Origin of the sequence: Arenibacter sp. F26102 (assembly GCF_023015865.1) — a bacterium.
Lineage (GTDB): Bacteria > Bacteroidota > Bacteroidia > Flavobacteriales > Flavobacteriaceae > Arenibacter.
In genome coordinates, this window is the sequence record NZ_JALKBC010000006.1 from 1 (window position 1) to 26,138 (window position 26,138).

Below are 26,138 nucleotides of genomic sequence, written 5' to 3' on the forward strand. Positions count from 1 at the left end.
GTCATTATCCAAGATCGTATAGGTATGCACCGTGTTCGTACCCAATGTGGCATTGGTAGGCGACGATAGCGTCACCACCACCGTCTCATCAAGTTCGTCGATCAAATCGTCCACGATGCCCGCTATGCTGATGTTCCCTGTCAAGTCTCCAGCCAAGATCGTAAGCGTACCGTCGGCCAGGGTATAGTCCGTCCCTCCTCCGGTAGCCGTGCCGGTTACGGCATAATTCACCGAAACATTAGAACCGCTCGCAGCGGAAAGCGACACCGCAAGGGCAGCGCTGGAAACGGATTCAAGGCCACTGGAGGCCGTTGTGCTAAATGCGACCGTCTGCCCATATCCACTAAACCCTAAAAACAGCAGAGCACTCGCAAAAACCAAAAACTTCAGTTTATAAGAAACCAAAAAATTGGAAAGTATATTATATAGGGAAATTATTTTCATAGCCGGTTACATCATTCAAAGATTGAAATGGGGAATGGCCTAGCCGTATCCCCAAAATAGGGAATCAATATTAAGAAAAAATACCCCACAAGCCTAACAATACAGCTTAAATATGAATATATCAGATGAACAGCAAAAAACTATTGCTAAGCCATTTACGAAAGCTCCGCAGACATAGTTTCAGCTCCGGGATGTATCTTTTTAACCAAGCCTTGAAGCACCTTCCCAGGCCCAACTTCTGTAAACAATGTGGCGCCATCAGCCACCATTTGCTGCACGCTTTGGGTCCATTTTACAGGGGCCGTTAACTGGGCGATTAAATTTGCTTTTATAACCTCTGGATCGGTTACCGCAGTGGTTGGTACATTTTGGTATATGGCACAGCTTGGTGTCTTGAAAATAGTATTTTCTATAGCAGCAGCCAATTCTTCCCTTGCGGGCTCCATTAAAGGTGAGTGAAAAGCACCGCCTACTGGCAATACCAAAGCCCTACGGGCACCGGCTTCCTTCAATTTTTCACAAGCGACATTTATAGCATCCACTTCACCGGAGATTACCAATTGGCCCGGGCAATTATAATTGGCCGGCACCACAATACCAGGTATTTCTGCACATATTTTTTCCACAATAGCATCATCCAAACCTAAAACAGCTGCCATAGTGCTTGGTTGTATTTCACAGGCTTTTTGCATTGCCATTGCACGTTGGAATACTAATTTTAATCCATCCTCAAAATTCAGGGCACCATTGGCCACCAAAGCCGAAAATTCCCCCAAGGAATGGCCTGCAACCATATCCGGTTTAAAGCTTTCGCCCATAACCTTACTCATGATTACCGAATGCAAAAAGATGGCCGGCTGGGTAACCTTCGTTTCCTTTAAGTCCTCCGGAGTCCCCTCGAACATAAGATCGGTAATGGAAAAATCTAAAATTTCATTAGCGGTTTCAAACATTTTTTGCGCTAAGGGATACTTTTCATAAAGATCCAATCCCATTCCTACAAATTGTGCTCCTTGACCAGGAAAAATATATGCGTTCATACGTTTTTATTTATACTATTTAATGTTGTGGCAAAAATAAGATTATTTGATCAGGAGTTTGCCCTGAAGCCCAAGAATTAGTTTACTTTAGGCCTCAAGCCTAATTGAATATAATTTTCAATTGATAACTATAAAATAATCATCAACACTCCAATCCCGAAAAATTACTCCTTAAACCAACTGGAATATTTTACATTTTCACCTCACCCAGAAACGTCGTAAAAGACGTTCCGACCTCTCCAAAGGAGAGGTAGATCAGGTTTCCCTTTCTACAAGCATACAGACCTGAAAATATTCCTTGAAGCATACTTAAATATAAAAAAATCACTCCTTAAACCAACTGGAATATTTTACGTAATTATTGGCAATTCGTTCTACCTCACCAACACTTAATTCAGTACTGATATCCTTTATTTTTTTGGCCGGCATACCCGCAAAAACAGTACCCGAAGGTACACGTGTTCCCTTTGTAACCACGGCACCGGCTGCAATAATACTATTACTTTCAACAACACAATCATCCATAACAATACTGCCCATTCCTATTAACACATTGTCATGTATAGTACAACCGTGTACTATGGCATTGTGTCCTATGGAAACGTTATTGCCAATATTGGTGGGCGACTTTAAATAAGTACAATGTATTACAGCTCCGTCCTGCACATTCACCTTATTTCCCATTTTTATATAATGGACATCCCCTCTTAAGACCGCATTGAACCATATACTGCATTGGTCTCCCATGACTACATCCCCAACAATTGTGGCATTCTCAGCTATATAACAATCTTCCCCTATCTGGGGCGATTTTCCGTTTATTGTTTTAATCATTTTGATTTTTTTAATTACTTGGCAAGGTTTCATTATAGAGCCTCCCATTTCCATTTTTTAGTGGTCTACCCCTATTAGGCACTTCAACCTTAGACTTTATGCAAATTTATGCTATTCAAAATACGATAACAAATTCTTCTTTTTTGAAGCGGAAACCATTATTTCCTTTCCATTGGAAATTATAACACTACCCCCCTTGCCCCTCTTATATTGGACCACCTCGTTAACATTTACCAAATACGACTTATGTATTCGGGCAAAAACATATTCTCCTAAGGCCTCCTCAAAATATTTTAAAGTTTTACTCACCAATATCTTTTTATTCTCCAAATACAGTTCCGTGTAATTGTCATCTGCCTTGCAATATAAAATATCGGCCACATTCAGTACTTGAAAGCCGTCCTGTTGTGGTAGGGTGATCTTTCCGTCCACCTTATTGAATTTTGGTGTAAGTATCCGATCTTCTATTGCTTTTTCCTTTTCCCTTATTTCAGTTACATATTCCACTGCCTTTATGAGTTCGTCTATGCTAATGGGCTTCATTAAATAGTAGGCCGCATGGGCATTAAGGGCATCCACGGCGTATTGATTATATGCGGTAACAAAAACGGTCTCAAAATCACGGTCCGGCAACTGATCCAATAAATCGAAAGCATTTCCAAATGGCATTTCTACATCCAAAAACACCAAATCCAGATCATTCCCTTTGATTAGGGCAAGTCCTTCCGCTATGGTTGCCGCCTCCCCTACCAGACTTACGGTAGGACAATATTTGGCCAAATAATTACGGAGAATTTCCCTGCTATTTACTTCGTCTTCTACTATTATAGCATTTAACTTCATTCTTGGAACTTATAACATATTGAAAAAATTGCAGGACTAAGTGGCATGCAAACTAGAACTCTTCTTATTTTATCAATCCCTCTTAATAGAGAACACTACCCTGGTGCCCGTGCCATTAGCCTCCAGGTCAGAAATAAAAACGTCCACTTTATCCTTATACATATCGTTTAATATTTCTATTCTCTTTTTAATGTTCCCCATGCCCTTGGACTTCTGTTTCTTCTGATTTTGGGTCTTGATGGCTTTCGATCTCTTCCTACCTATGCCATTGTCCGTTATAGAAATCTCAATAGCATTTTTATCCTTCTGCTTCAGTTCTATTTTTAATAAACCCTTATCTTCCCTGTAGCGCAACCCGTGCCATATTGCATTTTCAATATAGGGTTGCAATAGCATAGGAGGTATTTGAAAAGCATCAATGTCTATATTTGGATCTATCTCGATCTTATAATCAAATTTATCCGTAAAACGGGAATGCTCCAACTTGGTATACAGTTCCAACAATTCCAATTCTTTGGACAAGGGAATAAAATCTTCGTCCGAATTTTCCAATACGGCCCGCATTAGGGTAGAGAAATCGCTTAGATACCTGTTTGCACTTCTTTCGTCGCTTTTAGCAATAAAATTATTTACAGAATTTAGGGCGTTAAATATGAAATGAGGATTCATCTGAGACCTCAGCGATTTCAAGGCCAATAAATTATTTGCCAATTTTTGTTGCTTATTGCTACTATAAAAGAAGTATGCGGCCAATCCCATCAAAAGCATTCCAAAAATTAATGAATAGATAATCCAATTCTGCCGTTTTATACTTTCTTCTACCAATTGCTGCTCCGTAAGGGCCAGGCTGTATTTGCTTTGCGAAAGTTCCCTTTCCTGTTCCAGTCCGGAAATTCTGCTTTGTTTGGAGGCTATCTCCCTATTAAAACGAGCCGCTCTGGCTATTTCCTGTTCTTTTCTAACATATAAGGTATCTACAACAGCTACATATTGTTGATAGGTCTCCAAAGCCTTGGTGAAATCGCCCTTATACCTATACACTTCCGACAATTTTCTCGTGGCATCTTTCTGGACGAACAAATCGTCTTCAACATCAGCATCTTTAATACTCTCTTCCAAATAAGGTATTGCCTCGTCGTATTTATCCTGGGCAATATAGGCATTGGCTATCTTATAATTTATTCTTTGGGCCGTTATGGAATCGTTTTGATTTAACGATCCAGCTGCGGGCGACTTGGTTTTAGGTATTTTCTTCAGATCCTCCAAGCTCTTTTTTCGCAATGCTATTTCCTGCCCAAATTGATTTTTTTGATTGTAAAAATCGGCCACCTTCTCTTTTTCCTGTACAGCCCGCTGAGGGGCTTGACCAGAGGCCATTTGCAGGGAATTATCAAAATAAACATCGGCCTCCTGTAGCCTATTGTCCTTTGCATAGGCCCCAGCTATCTTGGAATTTAAATCGATGGTCTTTGGTGAAATCTGATTCTTTTCGGCCACCGTAAGCCCTTCATTATAGAAGGCCACTGCTTTATCCACTTCACCAAGGCCAACATAGGCGTCCCCGAGAAATTCGTACAGCTCCACTCTTTGATAGGGTACCATTTTAGGTATTTTGACTAAGGGCGATAAAACTTTCTCCGCTGCCCTAAAATCTTTGTTCAAAATATAGGTTTCACCCAATAGCAATGAAGTTTTAAGGGTCTTGTTCGCTAAAAGTGCATCCTTATAACTGGAAATGGCCAAATCATATTGTTTGTGGTACTGATAGACTTCACCCAAGGTGGTATAGGAATTGGCCAATTCCTCCTTATTATTACCTACTCCCAATTGTGAAATGGATTGGGTAATAAAATCGATGCTTTTGCGAATATCCTTCTTCTTATAAAAATTTGCCGAATCTATATAGGCCCGGTACAAAGAGACCGACCTATCCCCCCTAATGTTATTGCTTGCACCAACTTCACCCCTTTCCAAGGCATCCACCAAAATTTCTATATCGCTCTTACTCTTAACCAGATAACGCACGGTTTCCATATTTGGGCTTTTAAACACAACCTCCTCTCCGATTGAAACCTTAATATTGAATTCACCTCGGGCATTCGTCAGGCTATACTCCCCGCTATTGGTGGACACCGCTACCCCCGAAACTCCTTGGTCGCCCTTTCTTTCCTTAACAACACCCCGCACCTCAAATTGTTCCCCAGTCTGTGGTAATTGGGCATACCCAACGGTTCCACTGAACACTATTAAGAAACATATGTAAAAATACTTGGTCATTAGCTTATATAATATAGGATAAACATAATCGATTTAAATCATATTAAAAAATGCATAATTCCATCAAACTGGGCAGTTCACTACCAAAAAACAGGCTTTACGAATCCAAAACTCCTGTTGCCTCATCCAGGATAGCCGTTTACTCATTCTCGATTTTTTTTGAAATATGTTGCTCCTACTTTTAACATGTGATATCACCGGTTTACATCGAAATAATTAAAATTCCGGGGACTCATATATGGCAACATTAGTGGTAAAGCATAATGGCCCAACCACTAAAATTAAAAAAGAATCAATGTTTAACTTAAATAAAATAGAAATGAAAAATTTAAAACAAATCCTAATAATGGGGGCAATTACCCTAGGTATGAGCAACAGCTATGGTTCCGACCTTAATTATTTGAACAGCAGCAAAGAGCCCATATTAACTGAAGCGGGCATAGAAAAATATAAGCCGGCCAATAACTTGGTCAAGATTGCGCTATTGCTTGATACCAGTAACAGTATGGACGGACTTATAAATCAGGCGAAAGCACAATTATGGGATATTGTCAACAAATTTACGCATGCCAAGTGCGGTAACGATGGTAGACCTCAATTGCAAATTGCACTTTATCAATATGGAAACGATAACCTATCTTCCAGGGAAGGTTACATCCAACAGGTATTGGGCTTCAGCAGTGATTTGGATGAGATTTCAGAAAAATTATTCTCCCTGTCTACCAATGGAGGGGAAGAGTATTGTGGACGGGTAATTCAGACATCGTTGAACCAGTTGGACTGGGGAAAAAATCCAGATAATCTAAAAATGATCTTTATTGCCGGGAATGAGCCTTTTACCCAAGGAAAATTAAACTATAGGGATGCGGTGGCCAATGCCAAGGAAAAAGACATCGTAATTAATACTATTTTTTGCGGTGCCTACGAACAAGGAATAAACACCGATTGGAAAAATGGGGCCCAACTAACAGGTGGGGAATATATGGCCATTGACCATAACCGGAAAGTAGTCCATATAAACACACCATATGACGATGTGATCATTAGACTAAACTCCAAATTGAACAGTACCTATATTTCATATGGCGCATTGGGTGCAACCAAGATTCAACAGCAAAGTGCCCAAGATGACAATGCTATGGAAATGGAAGAAGCCGTGGCTGTAAAAAGAGCTGTTAGCAAATCGTCTCGACTATATTCCAATTCCTCATGGGATTTAGTGGATGCCTCTAAAGATAAGGATTTTGATATCGCTAAAATTAAAAATGAACAATTACCAATGGAATTACAGGGAAAATCCAAAGCGGAAATTGCAACCTACGTTGAAGACAAGAAAAAGGAGCGTATTGGCATACAAAAAGAAATTCAAGAACTGAACAGCAAAAGGGAAACCTATATTGCCGAGCAACAAAAGGATAACGAAAAAGGTGAATTGGAAAATGCCATGCTTACGGCAATAAAAAAGCAGGCGGCCAAGAAGAATTATCGTTGGGAGCAGTAAGTTAAAAGAAAATCGGAATCCCTTGTAAGAATCCCAACTGCCTCATAAATTGAATAAAATAATGTTCAATGGATCTTATTGGATCTGTTGAACAATATTTTATTTGATAGTAGCACAAGAAAGTGCTTCAACTAAATTATTATGGTTATTGATAAGGGACTACGCCCAGGGGCCCAATTTAGCAATAAGATCAGTAATTAACTGCCGGACATTTACAATCGTATCTTTTCTCGGATTGACCAAAGTCGTACCCTAAGGTAATTTGATGAAACCCACCATTATCAAATCGAACATCGCCCATTTGATAAGAATAGTTATAGGACACCAGAAAATTTCTGTAGTTTACCCCAACGATAGGGGTAATAAGCTGCAAACGTTGTTCCCCAAAATCTGTGGCGGTCTGGTATTGTGCTCCATCAAAACTTCTTCGGTAAGAAACGCCGCCCCATACCGTTCCAAAATCCACACTCTTGTAAACCTTTGCGTTTATATCAATAGCCTTTTCCTGGGTAAACTCTGTAAACTGGAATAACACCGAAGGCTCTACCTGCCATTCGCTCCTTCCAAATACATAACCAGTGGATACCAAGTATTTTCTTAGGTTGTTGGACTCGATCGCCGAATATAAATCCCTACCGCGCCCCATTAAATTGTGTATCGCTGCATGGGCATAGAACTCCATAAAATTATAGGACATACCCAAATCCATATTAAAATAGCTAACACTATTCCTGGAACCGGTTATAATTGGGTCTGGAATAACCGAAACAAACTCCGACTCATCCAAATTACTTTGTTGAATTCCCGCACTAAGTCCAAAGGAAAGTTGATTAAGACTTCTATAATCCCCACCCAGCCGTAGATGATGTGCATAAGTAAGCTTTAACCCCGTTTGGGAATGGTAACCGTTGGCATCATTAAATACGGTTGCCCCATAGCCACTATTTTCACCAACCCTTACATGGGCGTTTAAGGTCTGCATATTAGGAGCCTCGTCCACATTAAACCATTGCTTTCTAATGGTTGCCCTAATTTTCCCTCCTTCACCTATTCCTGCCATTGATGGGTATACCAAATAGTAATTATCCGCCAAATAATCAAAATAAACTGGGACACCTTCTTGCGCAATGGACTGGTAGCCAATCGCAAAAAACGAAAGTAGGATCAATAAATGGTGTTTCATTTAAGATTAGGGGTGAATTAATAACTTCGTCCAAATATAAAATATAACGGATGAAATACTACATTATTATATATGCCATTAGTTAGAAAACCTTCGTACTTTTGTGAAAAATATTAAAATGAAGGAGTTTATAGTTACCGTAGTACCCACGAAGAATCCGGCGATACTAAAATTTGAAACTAATCATTTCATTACAAAAAATAATAATTACGAATTCAAGAACATAGACGAGGCTAAAAATTCGCCTTTGGCCAAACAATTATTTTACCTGCCTTTTATTAAAACGGTTTACATATCAGGTAATTTCATTGGACTTGAACGATATGATATAGTGGAATGGGACGATGTAAAAGACAGCGTAGCCCAACAGTTGGTAGATTATCTTAATGAGGGGGAACCTGTAGTACTTGAGGATGACAACAAGAAAAAAGTTGCGGTAACCGTTTATGCCGAAGTGACCCCGAATCCGTCCGTGATGAAATTTGTTACCAACAAAAAAATAGTTCCCACTACTTTTGAATTCAAGAATATAGATGATGCCAAAGAATCACAATTGGCCAAACAGCTTTTTATGTTACCCTTCGTGAAAGAGGTATTTTTTGATGAAAATTATGTTTCAATAAGCAAGTACGAGGTAGCCGAATGGGATGACATTACCTTGGAATTGCGTGAAAAAATCAGGGATTTTATTGCCGAAGGTCATGAAGTGGTTTCGGCCACAAGCCTTCAAAAGCAAAAAACCGATACTCCTCAGGCCAAATTGGAGGATACTAATTTGGATGATACTTCAAAACAAATCATCGATATATTGGAGGAATATGTAAAACCGGCAGTAGCGAGTGACGGTGGCAATATTCTTTTTAAATCATATGAAGCGGAAACAAAAACTGTGAATGTCATATTACAAGGGGCCTGTAGCGGTTGCCCTTCGTCTACCTATACTTTAAAAAATGGTATTGAAACAATGCTAAAAGATATGATGGGTGATAAGGTACAAGAGGTGGTAGCCCTAAACGGCTGATTTTGATACCTTTTAGGCTTTATTCTATATTTTATTTGTTAACTTTAAGAGAATCTAAAACTATACATTATGGCAATCTTAAAAGTTATCGAAGTACTGGCCAATTCCAACAAAGGATGGGAGGATGCCGCTAAAAAAGCTGTAGAGCAAGCTTCAAAATCAGTTAAAAATATACGTTCGGTCTATATTAAAGAGCAAAGTGCAACGGTTAAGGACGGGAAACTGGACGATTATCGCGTAAATGTCAAAATCACTTTTGAAGTGAATTAATTTTATTCGCATTTCAATCAACAAGCGCCGTTAAAAGGCGCTTTTTTTGTAGTGTCTTTTTGTCAATAGTAAGGTTATAACGAGAACCATAAGTACAAGCTCCCAAGATTAACAATTGTTTAGTGCTTAGAATTTGACAGGGATCCGGAATTTTTATTGTTTTGCAAAAATTTAAAATTACATGAATATATTTAACGAATACGAGGATAATTTAACTAAAGCCCAAGAATGGGCATGGGAAATTCTACCGGGCCTGGCCACCTCTTTAATCACTGCCGTTCTAACTTTTATAATTGGCCTTTGGATTATAAGGCTGATCAATAGAATGGTCAGGAAATTCTTCCTTAAAGCGGATTACGACCCTTCTTTGGAATCCTTCTTACAAAGCTTTATCAGCATTGGTCTAAAACTAATGCTCTTCGTCTTGGTAATTACTCAATTGGGTGTACAATCTTCCTCCTTGGTAGCCATTATTGGTGCTGCTGGTCTTGCCGTTGGTCTGGCCCTACAAGGTTCCTTGGCCAACTTTGCGGGTGGAGTACTAATATTACTGTTTAAACCCTTTAAGGTAGGTGATTTCATCTCCGCACAGGGTGTAGACGGGACCGTCAAAGAAATTTCAATCTTCACCACTAAGATCAGTACTTTTGGAAATCAGATGGCCATAGTACCCAATGGACAATTGTCCAACAACAATATCATTAACTACAATACCCAAAGTACCAGAAGAGATAAAATTGCGGTGGGCATTGGATACAGTTCCAATATTAAACTGGCAAAAGAAATATTGCTCGAAATCTGTGCGGAAAATGCAAATATCCTAAAAGATCCAGCACCTGAAGTTTATGTAGCCGAATTGGGCGATAGCTCGGTTAACCTATCCTTGCGGTTTTGGGCACCAAACGAAGTTTTCTGGGCCGCTCACTTCCATGTTATGGAAGAACTAAAAAATAGATTTGATGCTGCAGGAATAGAGATTCCATTTCCACAAAGGGTTATTCACGAAGCGAAGTCCTAGGCTTTTTTACCTTGCAACATAAAATCCTTTAAATAATACGGTTCAAAGTAAGCGATATTCTCAAATTCGCTTGCTTTGAACTTTTTATAGGATATTTCTCCCATTTCCAATGCCGTAGGCAATTTGGATTCATAATTAAAATTGGAATGTTCCAACAACGACCTACATTTTTCGGCACCGTCCCCGATTAAGAGTACACTTCCCTTCTCTGCAAATTCCAAAAAGCTCTCTTTATGAATTATTTCAGCCTTGGTCTCCCTTATGTTTTTTCCATCTGCATTGAAAACTGTGGAATACACCTCCATTCTCCTAGCATCCAGCAAGGGTATAATAAAATCGTACTTTTTGCCAAGTCCCTGCTTGGCCAAACTTTCCAGGGTAGATACCGAGATTAGGGGCAAGTCCAATGAGAAACAAAGGCCTTTAGCTGCTGATACCCCAATACGCAAGCCAGTATAGGAGCCGGGACCCTTACTTACGGCAATAGCGGATATATCCTTAAAAGATAAGGAAGCTTCTTTCAAAGCTTCCTGTATAAAAACATGCAATTGTTCCGAATGCGAATAATTGGGGCTGTTATCTTCCTTTAATATAATTACCTCCCCATTCTTAGCAATACTCACCGAACAATTGGTGGTTGCGGTCTCTAAATTTAAAATCATAGCCATAATAGACTACAAATATAGCTTAATCCAATGTTATAGGTAACCCAAAATAAAACTCCAATACCTTTAACCTAAATATATAATCGTATTTTGTTCTTATCAATACTGCCTCTGCATCGTCTACCCTGGATTGTGATTGACTAAAATCGAAGGAATTCATCAGGCCCACATTAAACCTTTCTCTGGAATAGTCATAGGCCAACCTCCTAGCTTCCAATGTTTTCTGTGCAGCTTCGTAGGCTTTGGAAAAACTCATTACATCTACATATGCCTGATTTACATTTGTTTCCAAATCCAATTTATCCTGTTTTAACTGTAGTCGTGACCTTTCAACCCCGATCTTGGCCCGTTTAATATTGTTCTTAACACTAAACCCATTAAAAACCGGAATATTTAACTGCAGTCCGTAAGCAATACCATCGGTTAAATATAGCTGGTCGGCAAAAGAGATTCGGTTAAAAGTTGATGGATCTCTGAATTCACTTGAATAGCGCGTTCCATAATTAAAGAAAGCCCCCAAAGTTGGATACACAGCCCCTTTGGCTATATCCAAATCCTTTAATGCCAAATCTACATTTGATAAGGAGAATCTAATATCATTCCTAAAGGTAAGTGCCTTGTCAAAAATTGTTTTAGGGGAGTTATCCAAAATATTGGAGGGAGGAATGTCAAATTCTTCTTCCGCGATGTCAAAATTTTCGTAATCTGTTATTTGTAGCAATTGTGCCAGGTTGATTCGTGAAATCAACACTTGATTTTCACCATTTACAATTTGTTGTTCCTGAGTAGCAGCAGTAGCTTCAATTTCCAACAAATCACCTTTAGGTACAACTCCCGCATCCACCAACTCCTTTGTCCTTTCCAAATCCTGGCCGGTAACGGCATATTGTGCCCTAAAAACTTTAAGGGACTCCTTGTTGGACAACACCTGTAGGTAGGAATTAGCCACTGCAAGCATTATATCGTCCTTCAAATTATCCAGCCTATATTGATTGGCCAAGGCGTTAAGTTTAGCCCTATTCAATCTATGAATATTCCTTAGACCGTCAAAAATATTGACCGAGGAACTAAAGCCTCCAGATGCTGTTGTTACCGTTCCCGTAACTTGTTGGTTCCTGGATTGATCCAAAACCAGTCCTGAATTACCGGAGACACTTGCATTTACATTAAAATTGGGTAACATATCGCCAATCGCATCCGATTTATCTATTTTGGCATTTTCAAGATCAAGTTCATATTGCTCTATGGTCAAGTTATTTTCCACTGCGTAGTACACACATTCTTCCAAGGTCCATTTTTTTTCTTGGGCGGTGATTATGCCACAACAGAAAATAGACAAAGCTATTATAATCTTAATTTTCATGTTTTGATTGTTTTTTGATTGATATTCCTGCTTAATTCCCTTCTGCCGATTCATCATCTTCTTCCGTGCCCTTCTTTATAGGCTCGGTCTTGTTCCAAATCTTAACCTTGTCATCTTTGGTTATTCCAGAAACAATTTCCACATTTACTCCATCAGATATCCCTATCTCAACATCCTTTTTTTCAAATTTTTGTTCTTCCACAGTACCAATAGCTATCTCCACAAAGGGCTTATCCGTTATTTTATCAAATTGCAGAAGGGCCTCGGGAATTACCATAACACTGTCTTTCTTTTCCAACACCAAAGAGGCATTGGCGCTATACCCGGCACGAATTAAAAAGTCGTCATCAACGGTTACGTCCCCCTCTATCTTAAACTGGACTGCACCGGATTCCTCTATACCCTTTGGGGCAATAAACCTAAGTTTGGCGTCGAACTTTTTATCATTGATGGCTCCTAGGCTAATTTCCAAGGGCATTCCCAATTTCAATTTTCCAACTTCACCTTCATCCACCTTTCCTTCAAAAATCATAATGCTTAAATCGGCAATGGTGGCAATGGTAGTACCATCGTTGAAGTTATTGCTCTGTATTACCTGATCCCCTTCTTTAACAGGAATCTCCAAAATAGTTCCAGAGACTGTGGCTCGTATGTTCGTATTCGCGGTAGCGCTACCTCCAGCCGATCCATCGCGGATAATCTGGTAATCTGATTGAGCATTCTGCAATTCCAATTTTGCTTGATCAAATCTCAATTGCTGGGTATTAAAATCTTGGGAGGATATTACTCCTTTATCAAATATGGCCTTATTCCTATCGTATTCGATCTTGGTGTTGTTCAAAGCTATTTCCGCATTTTTCACACGACCTCTGGCCTGGTTCAGGGACTGTTCATTAGGAACCACCTTTATTTTTGCAATTAAGTCGCCCGCTTTTACTTCAGCGCCCTCTTTCATCAAAATTTCATCGATGATACCCGAAATCTGCGGTTTTATTTCCACTTCATCCTCTGGCACTACCTTACCTGTTGCCACAGTTTTCTTTTCAACATTGGCCGTGAACGGATTTTTTGTCTCGTAAGTAATTGCCGACTTGCTATTGGACTTTATAAAAAAGGCTGCCGCCCAAAGGGCCCCAAGCACCAAAACTCCTATTAGCACATATTTTACAATCTTATTCATTTTACTATATATTTATTTGTATTGGTTTGTTTATTCTTCTCTTAAAGCATCTATTGGTTTTATACTTACGGCACGTTGGGCAGGTATAAGACCGATCAAAGTACCTAGAACTACCATAATGGCCAAAGCACCTAAAACATAAGGTATAGGTACGGTAGGATTGGCATAGGGGAAATCCATGCCCTGGGTCCACTTATTGATCAAACTTAGCACTCCCGCGCCCAAAATAATCCCCATAACCCCGGCTATCATGGTTAAAAACACCGATTCCAAGATAATGAGAGATCTAACTTCCCTAGGGGTAGCACCAAGAGCACGCCTAACCCCTAGTTCTTTGGTCCGTTCCTTGACCGAAATCAATAAAATATTCCCAATGCCTATAACTCCGGCCAAAATAGTGGCTATACCCACCACCAAGGACATGAAGGTCAACCCCTTTGCAAAGCCGACAATTCTATTAAAGATTTCCCCAAGGTTAAAAGATCCTATAGCCCGGTCATCTTTTGGATTCACATTATGAATACCCTTTAGAATCGCCTTTACATTTTCTTCCACCTTAATAACATCGGCATCATCATAGGCTGCAATGGCAAACCAACCCACATTTTCCCCCGTATTATATAATTTCCTAAAGGTTGTAAAGGGTATATAAATATCGGAATCACTTTCAAAACCACCTCCTGGCGTAAACTTATGCACACCCACTACCTGGAAAAACACATTGTCTATTCTGATATAATTGCCTATGGGGTTTTCATCAATTTCGAACAACTCCTTTTGGGTGCGTTCCCCAATTACACATACCTTTCTAGCTCCATCAATATCCTCGTCATTAATAAATCTACCATCATCATATATTTTCTTGGTCGCTATTTTGGTAGAAATAGGATAATCGCCATAAACCGCGAAATTCCCTGACTTACCTCCCCTAATAATTTGGGCCGGACCACCTCCAAATACACCCTTTACGTTTCTTGGAGCGATATATTGAATCTCGGGAATCCTATTCTTTAAAATACTCACATCATTCAATTTAAGTTGTATCTGTCTTCCGGTTTTAAATCCTTTATAAGGCATGCTGGTGCTTTGTGCCCAGGTGAACATACTGTTCATAGCCACATTTTGAAATTGCTTTTCGAAACCATTGTCCAACCCTTTGGCAGCACCGGACAAAACGATATAAATAAAAATCCCCCATAAAACACCTATCACTGTGATAATGGTCCTAGTCCTATTTTTACCAATAGAACCAAAAATCTCCTGCCATGTATTGCTGTCAAATAAAAATCCCATATTATTCGTCTCTTAAGGCTTCAATTGGTTTTATATCCGCTGCTCTTTTTGCCGGAATATACCCTGCAATGGCGCCAAACAGTATCAAGACTAAAGTCGCACTAATAGCCATTGTAATATCTATATAGGGATTTGTGATAAAGTAGTCCTTCAATTTTTCGCCCAATGAGTTTAATATAAAAACTCCGAGAAGCATTCCCAGAAAACCTGAAACGGTGGTAATAAAAACCGATTCCAAAAGTATAGAACCAATGACCGACTTTGGTGTTGCTCCCAACGCCTTACGAATACCCAATTCTTTGGTGCGCTCCTTGACTACGAAAACCATTATATTACTAATACCTATAATACCCGCTATAATGGTTCCAAAGGCAACAAAGGCAACTATGATCTGTAAGACCCTTGCAAACTGTTGATTTTGCTTTAATTGGTCCGCAACATTTCTAATAAAGACCCCGCTCTGGTCATCTGGACTTATGTACTTCTTTTCCCTAAAAAATCTATCCAGGCTTCTATCCAAGGCCATTGCTCCAGCGTAGCCTATTTCTGGTTTAAAAGCGACTATGAACTGATCAACTTTATCTGTATTTTTCTCAATGAGCTGTCTTGTTGTGTATGGCATATAGATCAAACGCTCTTCATTATCCCCCCCATCATCCTGAAAAACACCTATAACCATAAAAGCACTCCCTGCTACATCTATATATTCACCTAAAGAATTTTCACTACCAAAAAGATCTTTCTCAACCAGCCTTCCTATGACAACATATTTGGTTCTATTCTTTATATCTTCTTCATTTAAAAAACGACCCTCCATTATAATGGTCTTTTCGGCATATTGATGTGCCGGACCAACTGCTCTGGTAGTATAGTTGTTGGATTCGTTTTTGTATTTTACCAACCCACTTCTGGAAATACGGGGAGTGGTATACTCAACGAACATGGCAAAATTTTTATTTATATCCGCTAGATCACTATTATCGAACTCAATAGTCCTGTTGGATTTGTAGCCTTTATATGGTACGGTGGTCCTCCCTGGAAAAACGTAAAGTACGTTGGTGGCATCATCCCCAAAAAACTCTTCGAAAGTATTTACCAGGCCATTGCCCATTCCAAACAGAACAACGAAAATTAAAATGCCCAAAGCAACGGTAAATCCGGACAGAAAAGTCCTTAGTTTATTCTTGTGGATTGTCTCAAATATCTCCTTCCAATTATCCCTACTAAACATACTGGGAAGCCCTAACCTGGGTTATTTTCTTGTCCTCAACAATAACCCCATCCTTCAAATGCACAATCCTTTTGCACATATCTGCTATGTCCGGCTCATGTGTAACTATAAGTATGGTATTTCCCGCATCGTTAATTTTTTGAATAAGGTCCATAACCTCATAAGAGGTTGTGCTATCCAAGGCACCGGTAGGCTCATCCGCCAATAATACCTTTGGCTCGGCTGCCATGGCCCGTGCTATGGCCACCCTTTGTTTTTGCCCACCGGACAATTCACTGGGCAAATGGTCCGCCCACTCCCGTAAACCTACCTGTTCCAAATATTTCAAGGCTTTTTCCTGCCTTTCTTTCCGCCCAACTTTTTGATAATACAGGGGAAGTGCTACATTCTCCATGGCACTTTTATAATTGATCAGATTAAAGGATTGGAAAACAAAACCCAAAAACTTGTTCCTGTATTGGGCAGCCTTAGTTTCGTTCAAGTTTTTAATTGGCACTCCGTCCAGGGTATAGGACCCTTCATCAAGCACATCCAACATACCCAATATATTCAGGAGAGTGGATTTACCAGAACCTGAGGACCCCATAATGGCCACTAGTTCACCTTCTTCAACCGAAAAATTAATTCCTTTTAATACATGAAGGGAATTACTTCCCATTTTATAGGATTTATGAAGATCTTTTATTTCTATCATGTTTTGTTGAATTAGTTGTAGTTTCCTGAAATTAAGAATATATGACCGACTATGGGTATAGTTGTTACATTACAATGTGTTAAAGCTGTGTTAAAGTGCATTAGACGCCCAAGGCGCCAGGTTTTATTTCGTTCCAAATTTTTATTTCCTCATCTGGCTTAATACCATTTAAAATTTGGACATATATTCCATCACTTACTCCCAACTGAATTTCCCGTCGTTCAAATTTCTGAGCACTTATAGCAATTTCCACAAAGGGTTTTTTGGTTACCGGGTCAAATTGAATCAAGGCTTCCTTTACCGCCAAAACACTATCTGCCCTGGCCAATATTATGGAAGCATTGGCACTGAGCCCCGCTCTAATAAAAATGGAATCGCGCTTTTTTAAAGTACCTTTAATTTCAAATTGAATAGCCCCATTTTCCACCTTCCCCTTAGGGGCAATATAGTCCAAAACAGCATCAAAAACGGCATTCTCAATGGCTCCAACAGTAATTTCCAAGGGCAAGTTTTCCTTTATCTTGCCTACTTCCGACTCGTCTACCTTTCCCTCAAAAATCATCTTATCCACATCGGCAATAGCTGCAATAGTAGTACCCTCATTAAAATTATTTGATTCTATAACCTGATTCCCAACCTCTACCGGCACTTCCAAAACCATTCCACTTACAGTGGCCCTGATCAAAGTGTTTGCCTCATTGCCGTAACCTTTGGTTGTCCCGGTTTTTACAATATCGAAGCGTTTATTGGCGGCAACATAGGATTGTTTGGCCTGGTCAAAGGAAACTTCTGCCTTTTCCAAATCTACTTTGGAAATTACACCCTTGTCAAACAAGGTTCTTTGCCGTTCCAAATTGCGCTTTTGGTCATCTAATGAAATTTTAGCCTCCTCTATGGTGTTCTTGGCCTCGTTCAAAGCCGATAAATTGGGGACAACCTTGATTTTGGCGAGTAAATCGCCTGACTCAACATAATCGCCCCCTTCTACAAAAACCTCTTCAATAACCCCAGAAATATTGGGTTTTATCAACACCTCCTCCAAAGGTAAAATACTACCGGTGGCCACTGTTTTCTTTATTATTGTTTGGGTGGATGGCTTTTCGGTTTCGTAAACCACAGGATCCTCGGCATTCTTTTGATATAGATAATACAAAGCTCCACAGCAGCTAAAAACAATAAACGTTAATATTACAACAGTAACTGACTTTTTCATTTTTATGATTTGTTTTTGATTGATTGATTGATTCACTTCTTTTTATATCGTTCTTTATTTTCCAAAAAACAGCGCCCTGATAATACAAAGACAACTATTCCATTCTTAGAGCCTCAATAGGCTTAACCTTAATAGCACTTTGGGCTGGTATAAATCCGGCCAACAAGCCTGAAACGACCAAAATAATTAAAGCCGTAAGTACTACGCCTAGGCCAACACTGGGATTTAGAAACATTTCTACCGGTCCATTGGTTTCCAAAAAATAATTAATAATGAAAATGACCAAGGCTCCAAAGCTAATCCCGGCCATCCCTGAAATCATGGTCAAAAAAATAGATTCCATTATAATTTGAAGCTTTATGGACCAAGGATTTTCTCCCAATGCCCTTCGTATCCCAATCTCCTTGGTCCGTTCCTTGACCACGATCAGCATAATATTACTTACACCGATTACACCGGACAGTAACACCAAAACACCAACAAAATAAGCAATATAACGCATGGCCATGAATAGCCCCAGTACTTTGTTGAACTCTTCGAATAAGTCAAAATGACCTACTGCCCGTAGATCTTGGGGATGAATTTTTTGATTTTCCCGAACTACAGCAAAAATTTGTTCCTTTAATTGGGTTATAGAGGAATTATCATTTGCGGTAATCGCCATCCAACCTACATTATTACCCTGGTTAAAGGCCAGTGAAAAGGAGGTAAAGGGAATAAAAATTTCTTTTTGGATCTCTTCGGCATTCCCATCATTGGAATTCTTTTTATAGGTTCCAATAACCATAAAATTTACACCTTGAATTTTAATATAGGTACCTATCACCTCTTCTCCAACATCATACAAACTTGCTCTGACACCTTCACCAATAACAGCCACTTTCCGTTTCTCCCCTATATCCAACTCATTTATGAATCTACCCGAAGTAATGCCCATGGGATCCTGATTGATGATATCCGGATAATCCCCATAGACATTGAAGGCCCCTGTTTTTATTCCACGTACCACATTATTAACTCCATTAAATCCACCCAATTGATTTCTTGGGGAAACGAATCTCAGATTGGGCACATTTTGCTTTATAGCTGCCACATCCTCCAATTTAAAATAAAAGCGCCTTCCCTTTGGCAAACCTTTGTAGGCCATAGAGGTACCCTGAGTCCACATAAACATTGTATTGGTAGCGATGTCACCAAAATTTGATCGTATGCCGTTTTCCAACCCCTTACCTGCAGCCAACAGGACAATCAATATCAATATACCCCAAAAAACACCAAATGCGGTTAGAAGCGTCCTAAACCAGTTGCTGGTCAAAACTTCCAATATCTCTCTCCACCGGTCTTTATTGAGCATATTACACTATATCTTTAAAATGATTACCTTATTCATCCCTCAGCGCCTCAATGGGCCTTATGGTAGAGGCCCGCCAAGCAGGAAAAAACCCCGCTATGGCACCAGCAATTATCAATAGAAAAACTGTGCTGATGGCCACGCTGAAATTGATGGAAGGATTTAATACATAATCAACCTGAAGAGACGGCCCCACAAATTCCAGAAGTCCCATGCTAAAGATCAGTCCCGCAAATCCGGCAACACTGGTCACAAATATTGCCTCGTGCAATATCATGCCCACAATGGTCCATGGTCTTGCCCCCAAGGCCTTCCTCACCCCGATTTCCCGGGTTCTTTCCTTTACAATAATCATCATTATATTACTAACTCCGACCACCCCGGCCACTATGGTACATATACCTACAAACCAAAAAAAGAATTTTATTCCTCCCGTTAAATTTTGGAATCGCTTTACACCTTCCAAAGTATTAAAGGTATTTACGGCGCTCGGATCGGTAGGTGCCACAGTGTGCGCCACCTTTAGGTACGACTTGATGTCTTCAGTGAATTTTATGGACTTTGCAAGTGTTTCTTCAAAATTGCCGGATGGCTTTAAGGTAAAGAACATCATATTTAAATTATCGCTCCCATTAAAAACACGTTGCGCCGTACTTATTGGGATAAAGAGTCGATCTTCTTCCCTATCACCTCCCTTATCCCCGTACACCCCAACTATCTGAAAATTAATACCTGATATTTTCAAAAATGAACCTATGGGATCTTCCTCCCCTTTCAGCAGTTCCCGTTTGATCTTATTACTAATCATAACGACCTTGGCCACACCTTCTTGATCTCCATAATTTAAATAGCGACCCTGTGAAATAAATTGATTTTCAATGTTTTGGAATAGTGGCGACACACCCTCAACTGAATAGGACCCCGATTCATTATTATAATCCACCGTTACATTTCTCAACCTAAAAAAAGGGGATTTATGTTCCAAATCGCCAGCAAAATTGGAATTGATGGATTGGTAGTTATTATTTTTCAGTTGAATGGGCCTACCAGGATTCAACCCCTTGTATTCCTGTGTAGTTACTTGGGTCCATACACCGATCCTATTGCTCGCATCGCTTTCAAATTCTTTGGCAATACCATTTTGCATGCCCTGGCCAAAACCCAATAGAATAACCAAAATAAAAATTCCCGAGGCTACGGAAAAGCCCGTAAGAAAAGTACGGAGTTTATTTTTCCGTATGGCATCAAAAATTTCCTGCCATCTCTCAATATCGAACATAGGACTTATGATGTTTATTGAATAAGACCCTTGTACAATGAAATTGTTACAGTTATTATTTTAATTAAATGTTAAAATTGAAGTTGTTTTAGGCTTTCATCTTTTTGTATATAAAGAAGAACAAACCGGCCACCAACAGGTATGGAACAGCCATAAGATACACAATACCATTATTGATACCCTTTGCAGCAGCCTCACTCCCTTCGCTCTCCAAGACCGCCCTGCACATGGCACATTGGGCTTCCGAAAAATTTGGAAACAACAGAAATGACAACGTTAAAACCAATACCAGGTATTTAATTTTAAAATTATCGCGTCCTGAACTAGAAGATGATTTAGTGTACATAATAGGGAGATATCATTAAATAGACCACTACTCCGGTAACTGCGACATACAACCACAACGGAAAGGTAATTTTTGCAAGTTTCCTATGCGCCTCATAATTCTTAAGGTATGCCTTTGCATAGGTGCGCAGGACTAAGGGTATAATTACAATGGAAAGAATAATATGGGTAATCAAAATAAAGAAATAAATATACTTAACAACACCTTCCCCTCCAAATGAGGTAGAATCAGAAGTCATATGATAGGCAACATACATAACTAAAAAGGCCAAGGACAATAAAATACAGCCGCTCATTAGTTTTTGATGCAGCTCCAATTTTCCGTTTTTAACAGCAATGACAGCAATAATCAATAAAATGGCGGTAAAACCATTTACAGAGGCATAAATTGGCGGCAAAAAGCTCAAAGGCTCCACGTTTGGTAGTTTCACCCCAAATAGTATGGCAACCACTATTGGTATTACAACGGATACCAGATTGATAATCTTATTGAACTTTTTCTCCTTTAACGCAATTGTATCCATTATTCTTCCAATAATTTTTTAATATCCTCTTTCAGAATTGATATTTGCTCCTTTTCCCCATGATCATTTTCACCTTCTTCCTCGGTAATGGTTCCCCGATAGTATACGATTGGATTTCCAAAGCTATCTACCCTAGAGCGTATATAACCATTTTTGTCTACCAAAGCAAAAAGGCCCGCATGTTCAAAGCCACCTTCCGCAGCCGGAACTTCAGCTGCAAAAATACTAAATCCAGTATTGGCCAAGGTATAAATGTCGTTTAGGTTCCCTGTTAACAAATGCCAGTCCATATTGGATATACCATATTCTTCGGCATATTCCTTTAATACTTCCGGCGTATCATAATCCGGGTTTATTGTAAACGAAGCCACCCCAAGATTGTCTATACCTTTAAATTCCTTCTGAATCTGTACCAAATTTTTGTTCATTATTGGGCAAATGGTTGGGCAGGTCGTGAAAAAGAATTCCACAAGATAAACCTTGCCCTTGTAATCATCATTGGTGATCAGTAGGCTATCTTGGTCGATAAAGGCAAAAGGGGGTACTTTTCGTTTTTCCCCGTTCATTTCCACAAATGCCAATTTCTCATTAGCACCCCTAAGGTTCAACCTATCATTTTCCACCACATGTCCACCTTGCACCCGGTCAATAATTCTAGGAATAAAGATGATTCCAAAAACCAGGATTACCAATGAAACCCAAACATAAGAGTATTTATTCTTTTGCATTACTTTATCCTATCAGCACTATTCTTTTTTAGGGCCATACGATATTCGGCCAATATAATCTTCACATCATCCTCCATCTTATTGTTTAGGTCCGATACCGAGGAGGTATCAAATCCATATTTAATGCCGTCATCCGCATCATCATCCCTTCCCCTTAAAACCCTTTTCTTATCGATAATAAAAACATAGGGTGTACCAAGTTCGTTGTCCAAACTTAGGTTTGTCTTTAGACTATTGAACATTTGATGAATTTCGTTTTCAGTCCCAAAAACAAATTTCCATTTACCAACATCCGCCAATTGTTCCAACTCCTTTTTCAATTCCTCCACGCCCTGCTCCGTACCTTTGGGCATGATCATGACAAATTGAAAATCGTGGAACTCATTAAAGCGTTTGTAAATTTTTTGGTTCAAGTTAAAGGCATTGCCTTTTTTGCTTTCCACATCCTTCCCAAGAAATCCGAGTACCGTAATCTTACCTTCCAAGGATACATTGTTTGGGGCAAAATCCAATTCCGAGACATTCTCGGTCAAAGTTGCCAACTTACCAAAATTTGTAATACCTGTAGCAAAAAAAAGGTAGATTACTATGGGCAGGACAAATAGGGTTATCAGTACTATTGCTTTCTTCATCTAAAATATATTAGCTTCCAAATTTACAGTTTGGTCAAAAAACATATTTCTCCCCTGTAAAATCCGTATAAACTGAATTGCTACAAAAATAAAAAAGACGGTTGTTATACCGTCTTTTTAAGCTGTTAATTATTCGTTAGAAGTTCCACTTAACAAAACCGTCAGTGTAAACGTGGTATATATAATCTGCCTCAAAGAGAAGGATAAAAATAAGATAGGCCACCAGGAATATAGGGGTCCATACAATGGCTCTTCTCAAAGAACTCTTCTCGTCCCTAAGGTGCATAAAGTCCCAAGCAATATAATAGGCCTTAACCAATGTTAATATGATGAAGATCCAGTTTAAAACTTTCATTCCCAAGAAATATGAATGAGTCAATGCCTCAGGCTTTGCAATCCCCAATCCCACTTCAACTACAGTGACCAAAGTAAGGAATATTAATACGCCCCATATTTTTTGGGTGTTGGACTTAAACTTCAACAGACCTCTAAATATTTCCAGTTTATGTTCGTGTGCCATTTCTAATTATATTTTTTAATGTATTCTTTTAATGATAAATAATAATTCACAGTAAACTACACCAAGTAGAAGAAGGTAAATACAAATACCCATACTAAATCTACAAAGTGCCAGTACAACCCAACTTTTTCCACCATTTCATAATGTCCCCTTCTCTCATAAGTCCCAAGAATAACATTAAAAAAGATAATACAGTTGATAATAACACCGGAAAAAACGTGAAAACCGTGAAATCCAGTAATAAAGAAAAAGAAATCGGCAAACAACCTACTGCCATATTCATTGCGCACAAGATTGGCTCCTTCCACTACCAGAGTAGCATCATTTAGTTTTTTCAAGGTTTCATCCCTTGTCAAAACAGTTTTATGGCCATCTTCATTTATTAATTCGGTACGTATTAAAACATTCGAATCGGATTTTACACCTTCCACTATCTCATTTAAGGAATAACTTGGAAGGGATTCTCCTTGATAATACCAAATTCCGTTCTTCTTTTCATGATCCACCCTTTCACTAGGCAATGTTTCTGCAAAATCGCGTATAGCCAGACGTTCTCCTGAATCCGCACTAACAAATTGCAATATTCTACCACCTTTGGTTTCCAAAGCACCAAAATCGCCCTTTATAAAGGTTGCCCATTCCCAAGCTTGTGAACCTACGAATATAGCTCCCCCAATTATGGTAAGGAACATGAACCAGATTACCTTTGTCTTTTGTAATTTATGTCCAGCATCAACGGCCAATACCATAGTCACCGATGACATTATCAGAATAAAGGTCATGAATGCCACGTAATACATAGGATAATTCCCATGAAAAAACGGAACGTGCGTAAACACCTCATCGGCAATTGGCCAAGTTTCTATAAACTTAAATCTCGAAAAACCGTATGCAGCAAGAAAGCCAGAAAAGGTCAAAGCATCCGAGACAAGAAAAAACCACATCATCAACTTTCCGTAACTAGCACCTAGAGGTTGATTTCCCCCACCCCAGACATTTTCTTCTGTACCCGTAGTAATCGTAGAATCCATATAACAATTATAGCGTTAATAAAATTTTCACAAATTTACATTTTTTTCGGCTAAACAAAATTTTTGCCTTTTAAAAATGGCAAAAAAAACCCATTCTAAATAAGCATGCCCATATTACCTTCTAATAACCAAAGAAATAGGCCTGATTTAGTTTACGAAATACATGAATAGAATTAAATAAACCCAAAGAATATCCAAAAAATGCCAAAATGTAGCTCCAAGTTCCAAGCCAAGCATTTCCTTGGAAGAATACTTATTCCGCAAATGATTGGCAATAACTACCAAAAGAGAAATAAGCCCGGCAACAACATGCACAATATGCACTGCCGCTATTAAGAAAACATAGGACATTTTAATATTGCTTGTAGGACCGGTAAAATAGTACCCATTGGCCACCATCTGGGAAAATCCATTAAATTGAAGTATTACAAATGCAATTCCCAAGCCCAAAGTCAACAACAACCAATTGGTACACTGCTTAACCTTATCCTGCTTGATGGCTTTTTTGGCCAAAATATAAGTTATACTGCTTATAATTATAACTATAGTACTTACCAAAAATGAAGATGGCAAAGCCAAATCCTTGACCCAATCTTCCCTAGAACTACTAACTATATAGGCACTGGTCCAACCTGCAAACCCCATAAGCAGGCTAACAATTCCGAACCAGAGCATCATCTTTTTCGCCCTATCGTTCTTTTCTTTTCCTGTACCCTGAGTTAAGTCCATCCTTATTAAATAAATTTATCCATTACGTACACCACCTGCATCAAGGTGATATAACTTACACTAGCCAACATTAATTTCCTTGCGGAAACATTATCCCTTTTTTCATATAATCTAAAAGCAAAGAACAGCATAACCGTTCCCATTAAAAAGATGATTACCGCTGCAACAATAGATAATTGCAATCTACCTGTAAAACCAAATACAGGAATCACTGAAATGATTATCATCCATATGGTATACATAATTATCTGTAAAGCTGTGCCCTTATCCTTTTTACCAGTGGGAAGCATTTTAAAACCTCCTTTTTTATAATCCTCATCCAACATCCAACCCAAGGCCCAGAAATGTGGAAACTGCCAAAAAAACTGTATCATAAACAATGTCCCCGGCTCTACCCCAAAATTATCTGTAGCCGCTACCCACCCCAACATAAAGGGAATGGCACCTGGAAAAGCACCAACAAAGACAGCTAAGGGGGTAATTGTTTTTAATGGCGTATATACACTTGTGTACAAAAAGATGGAGATCGCTCCGAACATAGCGGTCTTGGGATTCAGGAAATACAAAGCAACTATTCCCAAAATTGTCATCAGCACTGCAATGGCCATAGCCGTTCCAACAGACATTCTACCGGCCGGTATAGGTCTATTCTTGGTACGACTCATTAAGGCATCCAAGTCTTTTTCTATAATTTGATTATAGGCATTGGAGGCACCCACCATGCAATATCCCCCAAAAGCCAAAAGCAGAACCGATAGAAAATTAATTTCAACAGCACCAAGAAAATACCCTGCTATGGAAGAAAAAACTACACTGACTGCTAGCCTTGCTTTGGTAATTTCTTTAAAGTCAGCAAAATATACCGCTAAAGAGGTACTTTTTACCGAACTGACTGCCGTTTTCATTTACATTTTTTAAAGGGATCGCAA

General features: G+C 39.1%; 27 protein-coding genes. 4 read left to right on the top strand and 23 right to left on the bottom strand.

Annotation, left to right across the window (positions count from 1 at the left end; translation table 11 throughout):
- From MWU78_RS09900 to MWU78_RS09920, 5 genes are all read right to left on the bottom strand, one after another.
- Positions 1-444, bottom strand: a 444-nt coding sequence (locus MWU78_RS09900) for a Calx-beta domain-containing protein (RefSeq protein WP_246997454.1), incomplete at its 3' end; no start/stop codon positions are given.
- Positions 445-599: 155 nt separating this feature from the next.
- Positions 600-1,484 (bottom strand): ACP S-malonyltransferase, encoded by an 885-nt coding sequence (fabD, locus tag MWU78_RS09905; protein WP_246997456.1) that lies wholly within the window; start codon positions 1,482-1,484, stop codon positions 600-602.
- Positions 1,485-1,808: 324 nt separating this feature from the next.
- Positions 1,809-2,318, bottom strand: coding sequence for a gamma carbonic anhydrase family protein (locus tag MWU78_RS09910; RefSeq protein ID WP_246997458.1), 510 nt, complete (start codon positions 2,316-2,318; stop codon positions 1,809-1,811).
- 111 nt (positions 2,319-2,429) lie between these two features.
- Positions 2,430-3,161, bottom strand: coding sequence for a LytTR family DNA-binding domain-containing protein (locus MWU78_RS09915; RefSeq protein ID WP_246997460.1), 732 nt, complete (start codon positions 3,159-3,161; stop codon positions 2,430-2,432).
- Between the two features lie 72 nt (positions 3,162-3,233).
- Entirely contained in the window at positions 3,234-5,438 is a 2,205-nt protein-coding gene (locus tag MWU78_RS09920; RefSeq protein ID WP_246997462.1) for a tetratricopeptide repeat protein, read from the bottom strand.
- 319 nt (positions 5,439-5,757) lie between these two features.
- Here MWU78_RS09920 and MWU78_RS09925 point away from each other — a divergent pair, with 319 nt between their 5' ends.
- Complete coding sequence (locus MWU78_RS09925; protein WP_246997464.1) at positions 5,758-6,939, top strand: vWA domain-containing protein; 1,182 nt, start codon at positions 5,758-5,760, stop codon at positions 6,937-6,939.
- 190 nt (positions 6,940-7,129) lie between these two features.
- On the opposite strand, the gene MWU78_RS09930 is transcribed toward MWU78_RS09925, so the two are convergent.
- Positions 7,130-8,122 carry a type IX secretion system membrane protein PorP/SprF gene (locus MWU78_RS09930; protein ID WP_246997467.1) on the bottom strand — a complete coding sequence of 331 codons (993 nt, stop codon included), beginning with the start codon at positions 8,120-8,122 and terminating at the stop codon, positions 7,130-7,132.
- 118 nt (positions 8,123-8,240) lie between these two features.
- On the opposite strand from MWU78_RS09930, the gene MWU78_RS09935 reads away from it, so the two are divergent.
- From MWU78_RS09935 to MWU78_RS09945, 3 genes are all read left to right on the top strand, one after another.
- Positions 8,241-9,143 carry a NifU family protein gene (locus MWU78_RS09935; protein ID WP_246997469.1) on the top strand — a complete coding sequence of 301 codons (903 nt, stop codon included), beginning with the start codon at positions 8,241-8,243 and terminating at the stop codon, positions 9,141-9,143.
- 69 nt (positions 9,144-9,212) lie between these two features.
- Positions 9,213-9,413, top strand: coding sequence for a dodecin family protein (locus MWU78_RS09940; protein WP_215950179.1), 201 nt, complete (start codon positions 9,213-9,215; stop codon positions 9,411-9,413).
- A gap of 181 nt (positions 9,414-9,594) precedes the next feature.
- Positions 9,595-10,431: a mechanosensitive ion channel domain-containing protein gene (locus tag MWU78_RS09945; RefSeq protein ID WP_246997471.1), complete on the top strand. Its 837-nt coding sequence runs from the start codon at positions 9,595-9,597 to the stop codon at positions 10,429-10,431.
- On the opposite strand, the gene tsaB is transcribed toward MWU78_RS09945, so the two are convergent.
- The 17 genes from tsaB to cyoE all read right to left on the bottom strand — a co-directional run bounded on the left by tsaB (position 10,428) and on the right by cyoE (position 26,114).
- Complete coding sequence (tsaB, locus tag MWU78_RS09950) at positions 10,428-11,099, bottom strand: tRNA (adenosine(37)-N6)-threonylcarbamoyltransferase complex dimerization subunit type 1 TsaB (RefSeq protein WP_246997474.1); 672 nt, start codon at positions 11,097-11,099, stop codon at positions 10,428-10,430. The genes MWU78_RS09945 and tsaB overlap by 4 nt on opposite strands.
- Positions 11,100-11,118: 19 nt before the next feature.
- On the bottom strand, positions 11,119-12,459 hold the full coding sequence (locus MWU78_RS09955; RefSeq protein WP_246997476.1) for a TolC family protein: 1,341 nt from the start codon (positions 12,457-12,459) through the stop codon (positions 11,119-11,121).
- A 31-nt stretch (positions 12,460-12,490) separates the two neighbouring features.
- Positions 12,491-13,639, bottom strand: a complete 1,149-nt coding sequence (locus MWU78_RS09960) for an efflux RND transporter periplasmic adaptor subunit (RefSeq protein WP_246997479.1) — start codon at positions 13,637-13,639, stop codon at positions 12,491-12,493.
- Positions 13,640-13,669: 30 nt separating this feature from the next.
- Positions 13,670-14,932: an ABC transporter permease gene (locus tag MWU78_RS09965; RefSeq protein ID WP_246997480.1), complete on the bottom strand. Its 1,263-nt coding sequence runs from the start codon at positions 14,930-14,932 to the stop codon at positions 13,670-13,672.
- A gap of 1 nt (position 14,933) precedes the next feature.
- Complete coding sequence (locus MWU78_RS09970) at positions 14,934-16,163, bottom strand: ABC transporter permease (RefSeq protein WP_246997483.1); 1,230 nt, start codon at positions 16,161-16,163, stop codon at positions 14,934-14,936.
- Positions 16,156-16,857: an ABC transporter ATP-binding protein gene (locus tag MWU78_RS09975; protein ID WP_117018487.1), complete on the bottom strand. Its 702-nt coding sequence runs from the start codon at positions 16,855-16,857 to the stop codon at positions 16,156-16,158. Before MWU78_RS09975 ends, MWU78_RS09970 begins: the two co-directional genes overlap by 8 nt.
- A gap of 100 nt (positions 16,858-16,957) precedes the next feature.
- Entirely contained in the window at positions 16,958-18,070 is a 1,113-nt protein-coding gene (locus tag MWU78_RS09980; RefSeq protein ID WP_246997484.1) for an efflux RND transporter periplasmic adaptor subunit, read from the bottom strand.
- A 94-nt stretch (positions 18,071-18,164) separates the two neighbouring features.
- A complete protein-coding gene (locus MWU78_RS09985) occupies positions 18,165-19,424 on the bottom strand; it encodes an ABC transporter permease (RefSeq protein WP_246997486.1) in 1,260 nt (419 codons plus the stop codon).
- Positions 19,425-19,452: 28 nt separating this feature from the next.
- Positions 19,453-20,700, bottom strand: a complete 1,248-nt coding sequence (locus MWU78_RS09990) for an ABC transporter permease (protein ID WP_246997488.1) — start codon at positions 20,698-20,700, stop codon at positions 19,453-19,455.
- An 88-nt stretch (positions 20,701-20,788) separates the two neighbouring features.
- The gene (locus tag MWU78_RS09995; protein ID WP_246997490.1) at positions 20,789-21,046 is read right to left on the bottom strand and encodes a hypothetical protein; all 258 of its coding nucleotides are present in this window, start codon (positions 21,044-21,046) and stop codon (positions 20,789-20,791) included.
- A complete protein-coding gene (locus tag MWU78_RS10000; protein WP_246997492.1) occupies positions 21,036-21,569 on the bottom strand; it encodes a DUF420 domain-containing protein in 534 nt (177 codons plus the stop codon). Before MWU78_RS10000 ends, MWU78_RS09995 begins: the two co-directional genes overlap by 11 nt.
- A complete protein-coding gene (locus MWU78_RS10005) occupies positions 21,569-22,297 on the bottom strand; it encodes an SCO family protein (RefSeq protein WP_246997494.1) in 729 nt (242 codons plus the stop codon). The genes MWU78_RS10000 and MWU78_RS10005 overlap by 1 nt, the downstream gene beginning before the upstream one ends.
- Positions 22,297-22,929, bottom strand: coding sequence for a hypothetical protein (locus MWU78_RS10010; RefSeq protein WP_246997496.1), 633 nt, complete (start codon positions 22,927-22,929; stop codon positions 22,297-22,299). The genes MWU78_RS10005 and MWU78_RS10010 overlap by 1 nt, the downstream gene beginning before the upstream one ends.
- A 136-nt stretch (positions 22,930-23,065) precedes the next feature.
- Entirely contained in the window at positions 23,066-23,449 is a 384-nt protein-coding gene (locus MWU78_RS10015; RefSeq protein WP_246997498.1) for a cytochrome C oxidase subunit IV family protein, read from the bottom strand.
- A gap of 56 nt (positions 23,450-23,505) precedes the next feature.
- A complete protein-coding gene (locus tag MWU78_RS10020; protein ID WP_246997500.1) occupies positions 23,506-24,480 on the bottom strand; it encodes a cytochrome c oxidase subunit 3 in 975 nt (324 codons plus the stop codon).
- A 147-nt stretch (positions 24,481-24,627) separates the two neighbouring features.
- Positions 24,628-25,209: a cytochrome c oxidase subunit 3 gene (locus MWU78_RS10025; protein WP_246997503.1), complete on the bottom strand. Its 582-nt coding sequence runs from the start codon at positions 25,207-25,209 to the stop codon at positions 24,628-24,630.
- A gap of 5 nt (positions 25,210-25,214) precedes the next feature.
- The gene (gene cyoE, locus MWU78_RS10030; protein ID WP_246997505.1) at positions 25,215-26,114 is read right to left on the bottom strand and encodes a heme o synthase; all 900 of its coding nucleotides are present in this window, start codon (positions 26,112-26,114) and stop codon (positions 25,215-25,217) included.
- Positions 26,115-26,138: the final 24 nt, after the last annotated feature.

Excerpts from the sequence above, each read along its gene's own strand:
- fabD (WP_246997456.1), bottom strand. The coding sequence starts at position 1,484 with ATGAACGCATATATTTTTCCTGGTCAAGGAGCACAATTTGTAGGAATG.
- MWU78_RS09910 (WP_246997458.1), bottom strand. The coding sequence starts at position 2,318 with ATGATTAAAACAATAAACGGAAAATCGCCCCAGATAGGGGAAGATTGT.
- MWU78_RS09915 (WP_246997460.1), bottom strand. The coding sequence starts at position 3,161 with ATGAAGTTAAATGCTATAATAGTAGAAGACGAAGTAAATAGCAGGGAA.
- MWU78_RS09920 (WP_246997462.1), bottom strand. The coding sequence starts at position 5,438 with ATGACCAAGTATTTTTACATATGTTTCTTAATAGTGTTCAGTGGAACC.
- MWU78_RS09925 (WP_246997464.1), top strand. The coding sequence starts at position 5,758 with ATGAAAAATTTAAAACAAATCCTAATAATGGGGGCAATTACCCTAGGT.
- MWU78_RS09930 (WP_246997467.1), bottom strand. The coding sequence starts at position 8,122 with ATGAAACACCATTTATTGATCCTACTTTCGTTTTTTGCGATTGGCTAC.
- MWU78_RS09935 (WP_246997469.1), top strand. The coding sequence starts at position 8,241 with ATGAAGGAGTTTATAGTTACCGTAGTACCCACGAAGAATCCGGCGATA.
- MWU78_RS09940 (WP_215950179.1), top strand. The coding sequence starts at position 9,213 with ATGGCAATCTTAAAAGTTATCGAAGTACTGGCCAATTCCAACAAAGGA.
- MWU78_RS09945 (WP_246997471.1), top strand. The coding sequence starts at position 9,595 with ATGAATATATTTAACGAATACGAGGATAATTTAACTAAAGCCCAAGAA.
- tsaB (WP_246997474.1), bottom strand. The coding sequence starts at position 11,099 with ATGGCTATGATTTTAAATTTAGAGACCGCAACCACCAATTGTTCGGTG.
- MWU78_RS09955 (WP_246997476.1), bottom strand. The coding sequence starts at position 12,459 with ATGAAAATTAAGATTATAATAGCTTTGTCTATTTTCTGTTGTGGCATA.
- MWU78_RS09960 (WP_246997479.1), bottom strand. The coding sequence starts at position 13,639 with ATGAATAAGATTGTAAAATATGTGCTAATAGGAGTTTTGGTGCTTGGG.
- MWU78_RS09965 (WP_246997480.1), bottom strand. The coding sequence starts at position 14,932 with ATGGGATTTTTATTTGACAGCAATACATGGCAGGAGATTTTTGGTTCT.
- MWU78_RS09970 (WP_246997483.1), bottom strand. The coding sequence starts at position 16,163 with ATGTTTAGTAGGGATAATTGGAAGGAGATATTTGAGACAATCCACAAG.
- MWU78_RS09975 (WP_117018487.1), bottom strand. The coding sequence starts at position 16,857 with ATGATAGAAATAAAAGATCTTCATAAATCCTATAAAATGGGAAGTAAT.
- MWU78_RS09980 (WP_246997484.1), bottom strand. The coding sequence starts at position 18,070 with ATGAAAAAGTCAGTTACTGTTGTAATATTAACGTTTATTGTTTTTAGC.
- MWU78_RS09985 (WP_246997486.1), bottom strand. The coding sequence starts at position 19,424 with ATGCTCAATAAAGACCGGTGGAGAGAGATATTGGAAGTTTTGACCAGC.
- MWU78_RS09990 (WP_246997488.1), bottom strand. The coding sequence starts at position 20,700 with ATGTTCGATATTGAGAGATGGCAGGAAATTTTTGATGCCATACGGAAA.
- MWU78_RS09995 (WP_246997490.1), bottom strand. The coding sequence starts at position 21,046 with ATGTACACTAAATCATCTTCTAGTTCAGGACGCGATAATTTTAAAATT.
- MWU78_RS10000 (WP_246997492.1), bottom strand. The coding sequence starts at position 21,569 with ATGGATACAATTGCGTTAAAGGAGAAAAAGTTCAATAAGATTATCAAT.
- MWU78_RS10005 (WP_246997494.1), bottom strand. The coding sequence starts at position 22,297 with ATGCAAAAGAATAAATACTCTTATGTTTGGGTTTCATTGGTAATCCTG.
- MWU78_RS10010 (WP_246997496.1), bottom strand. The coding sequence starts at position 22,929 with ATGAAGAAAGCAATAGTACTGATAACCCTATTTGTCCTGCCCATAGTA.
- MWU78_RS10015 (WP_246997498.1), bottom strand. The coding sequence starts at position 23,449 with ATGGCACACGAACATAAACTGGAAATATTTAGAGGTCTGTTGAAGTTT.
- MWU78_RS10020 (WP_246997500.1), bottom strand. The coding sequence starts at position 24,480 with ATGGATTCTACGATTACTACGGGTACAGAAGAAAATGTCTGGGGTGGG.
- MWU78_RS10025 (WP_246997503.1), bottom strand. The coding sequence starts at position 25,209 with ATGGACTTAACTCAGGGTACAGGAAAAGAAAAGAACGATAGGGCGAAA.
- cyoE (WP_246997505.1), bottom strand. The coding sequence starts at position 26,114 with ATGAAAACGGCAGTCAGTTCGGTAAAAAGTACCTCTTTAGCGGTATAT.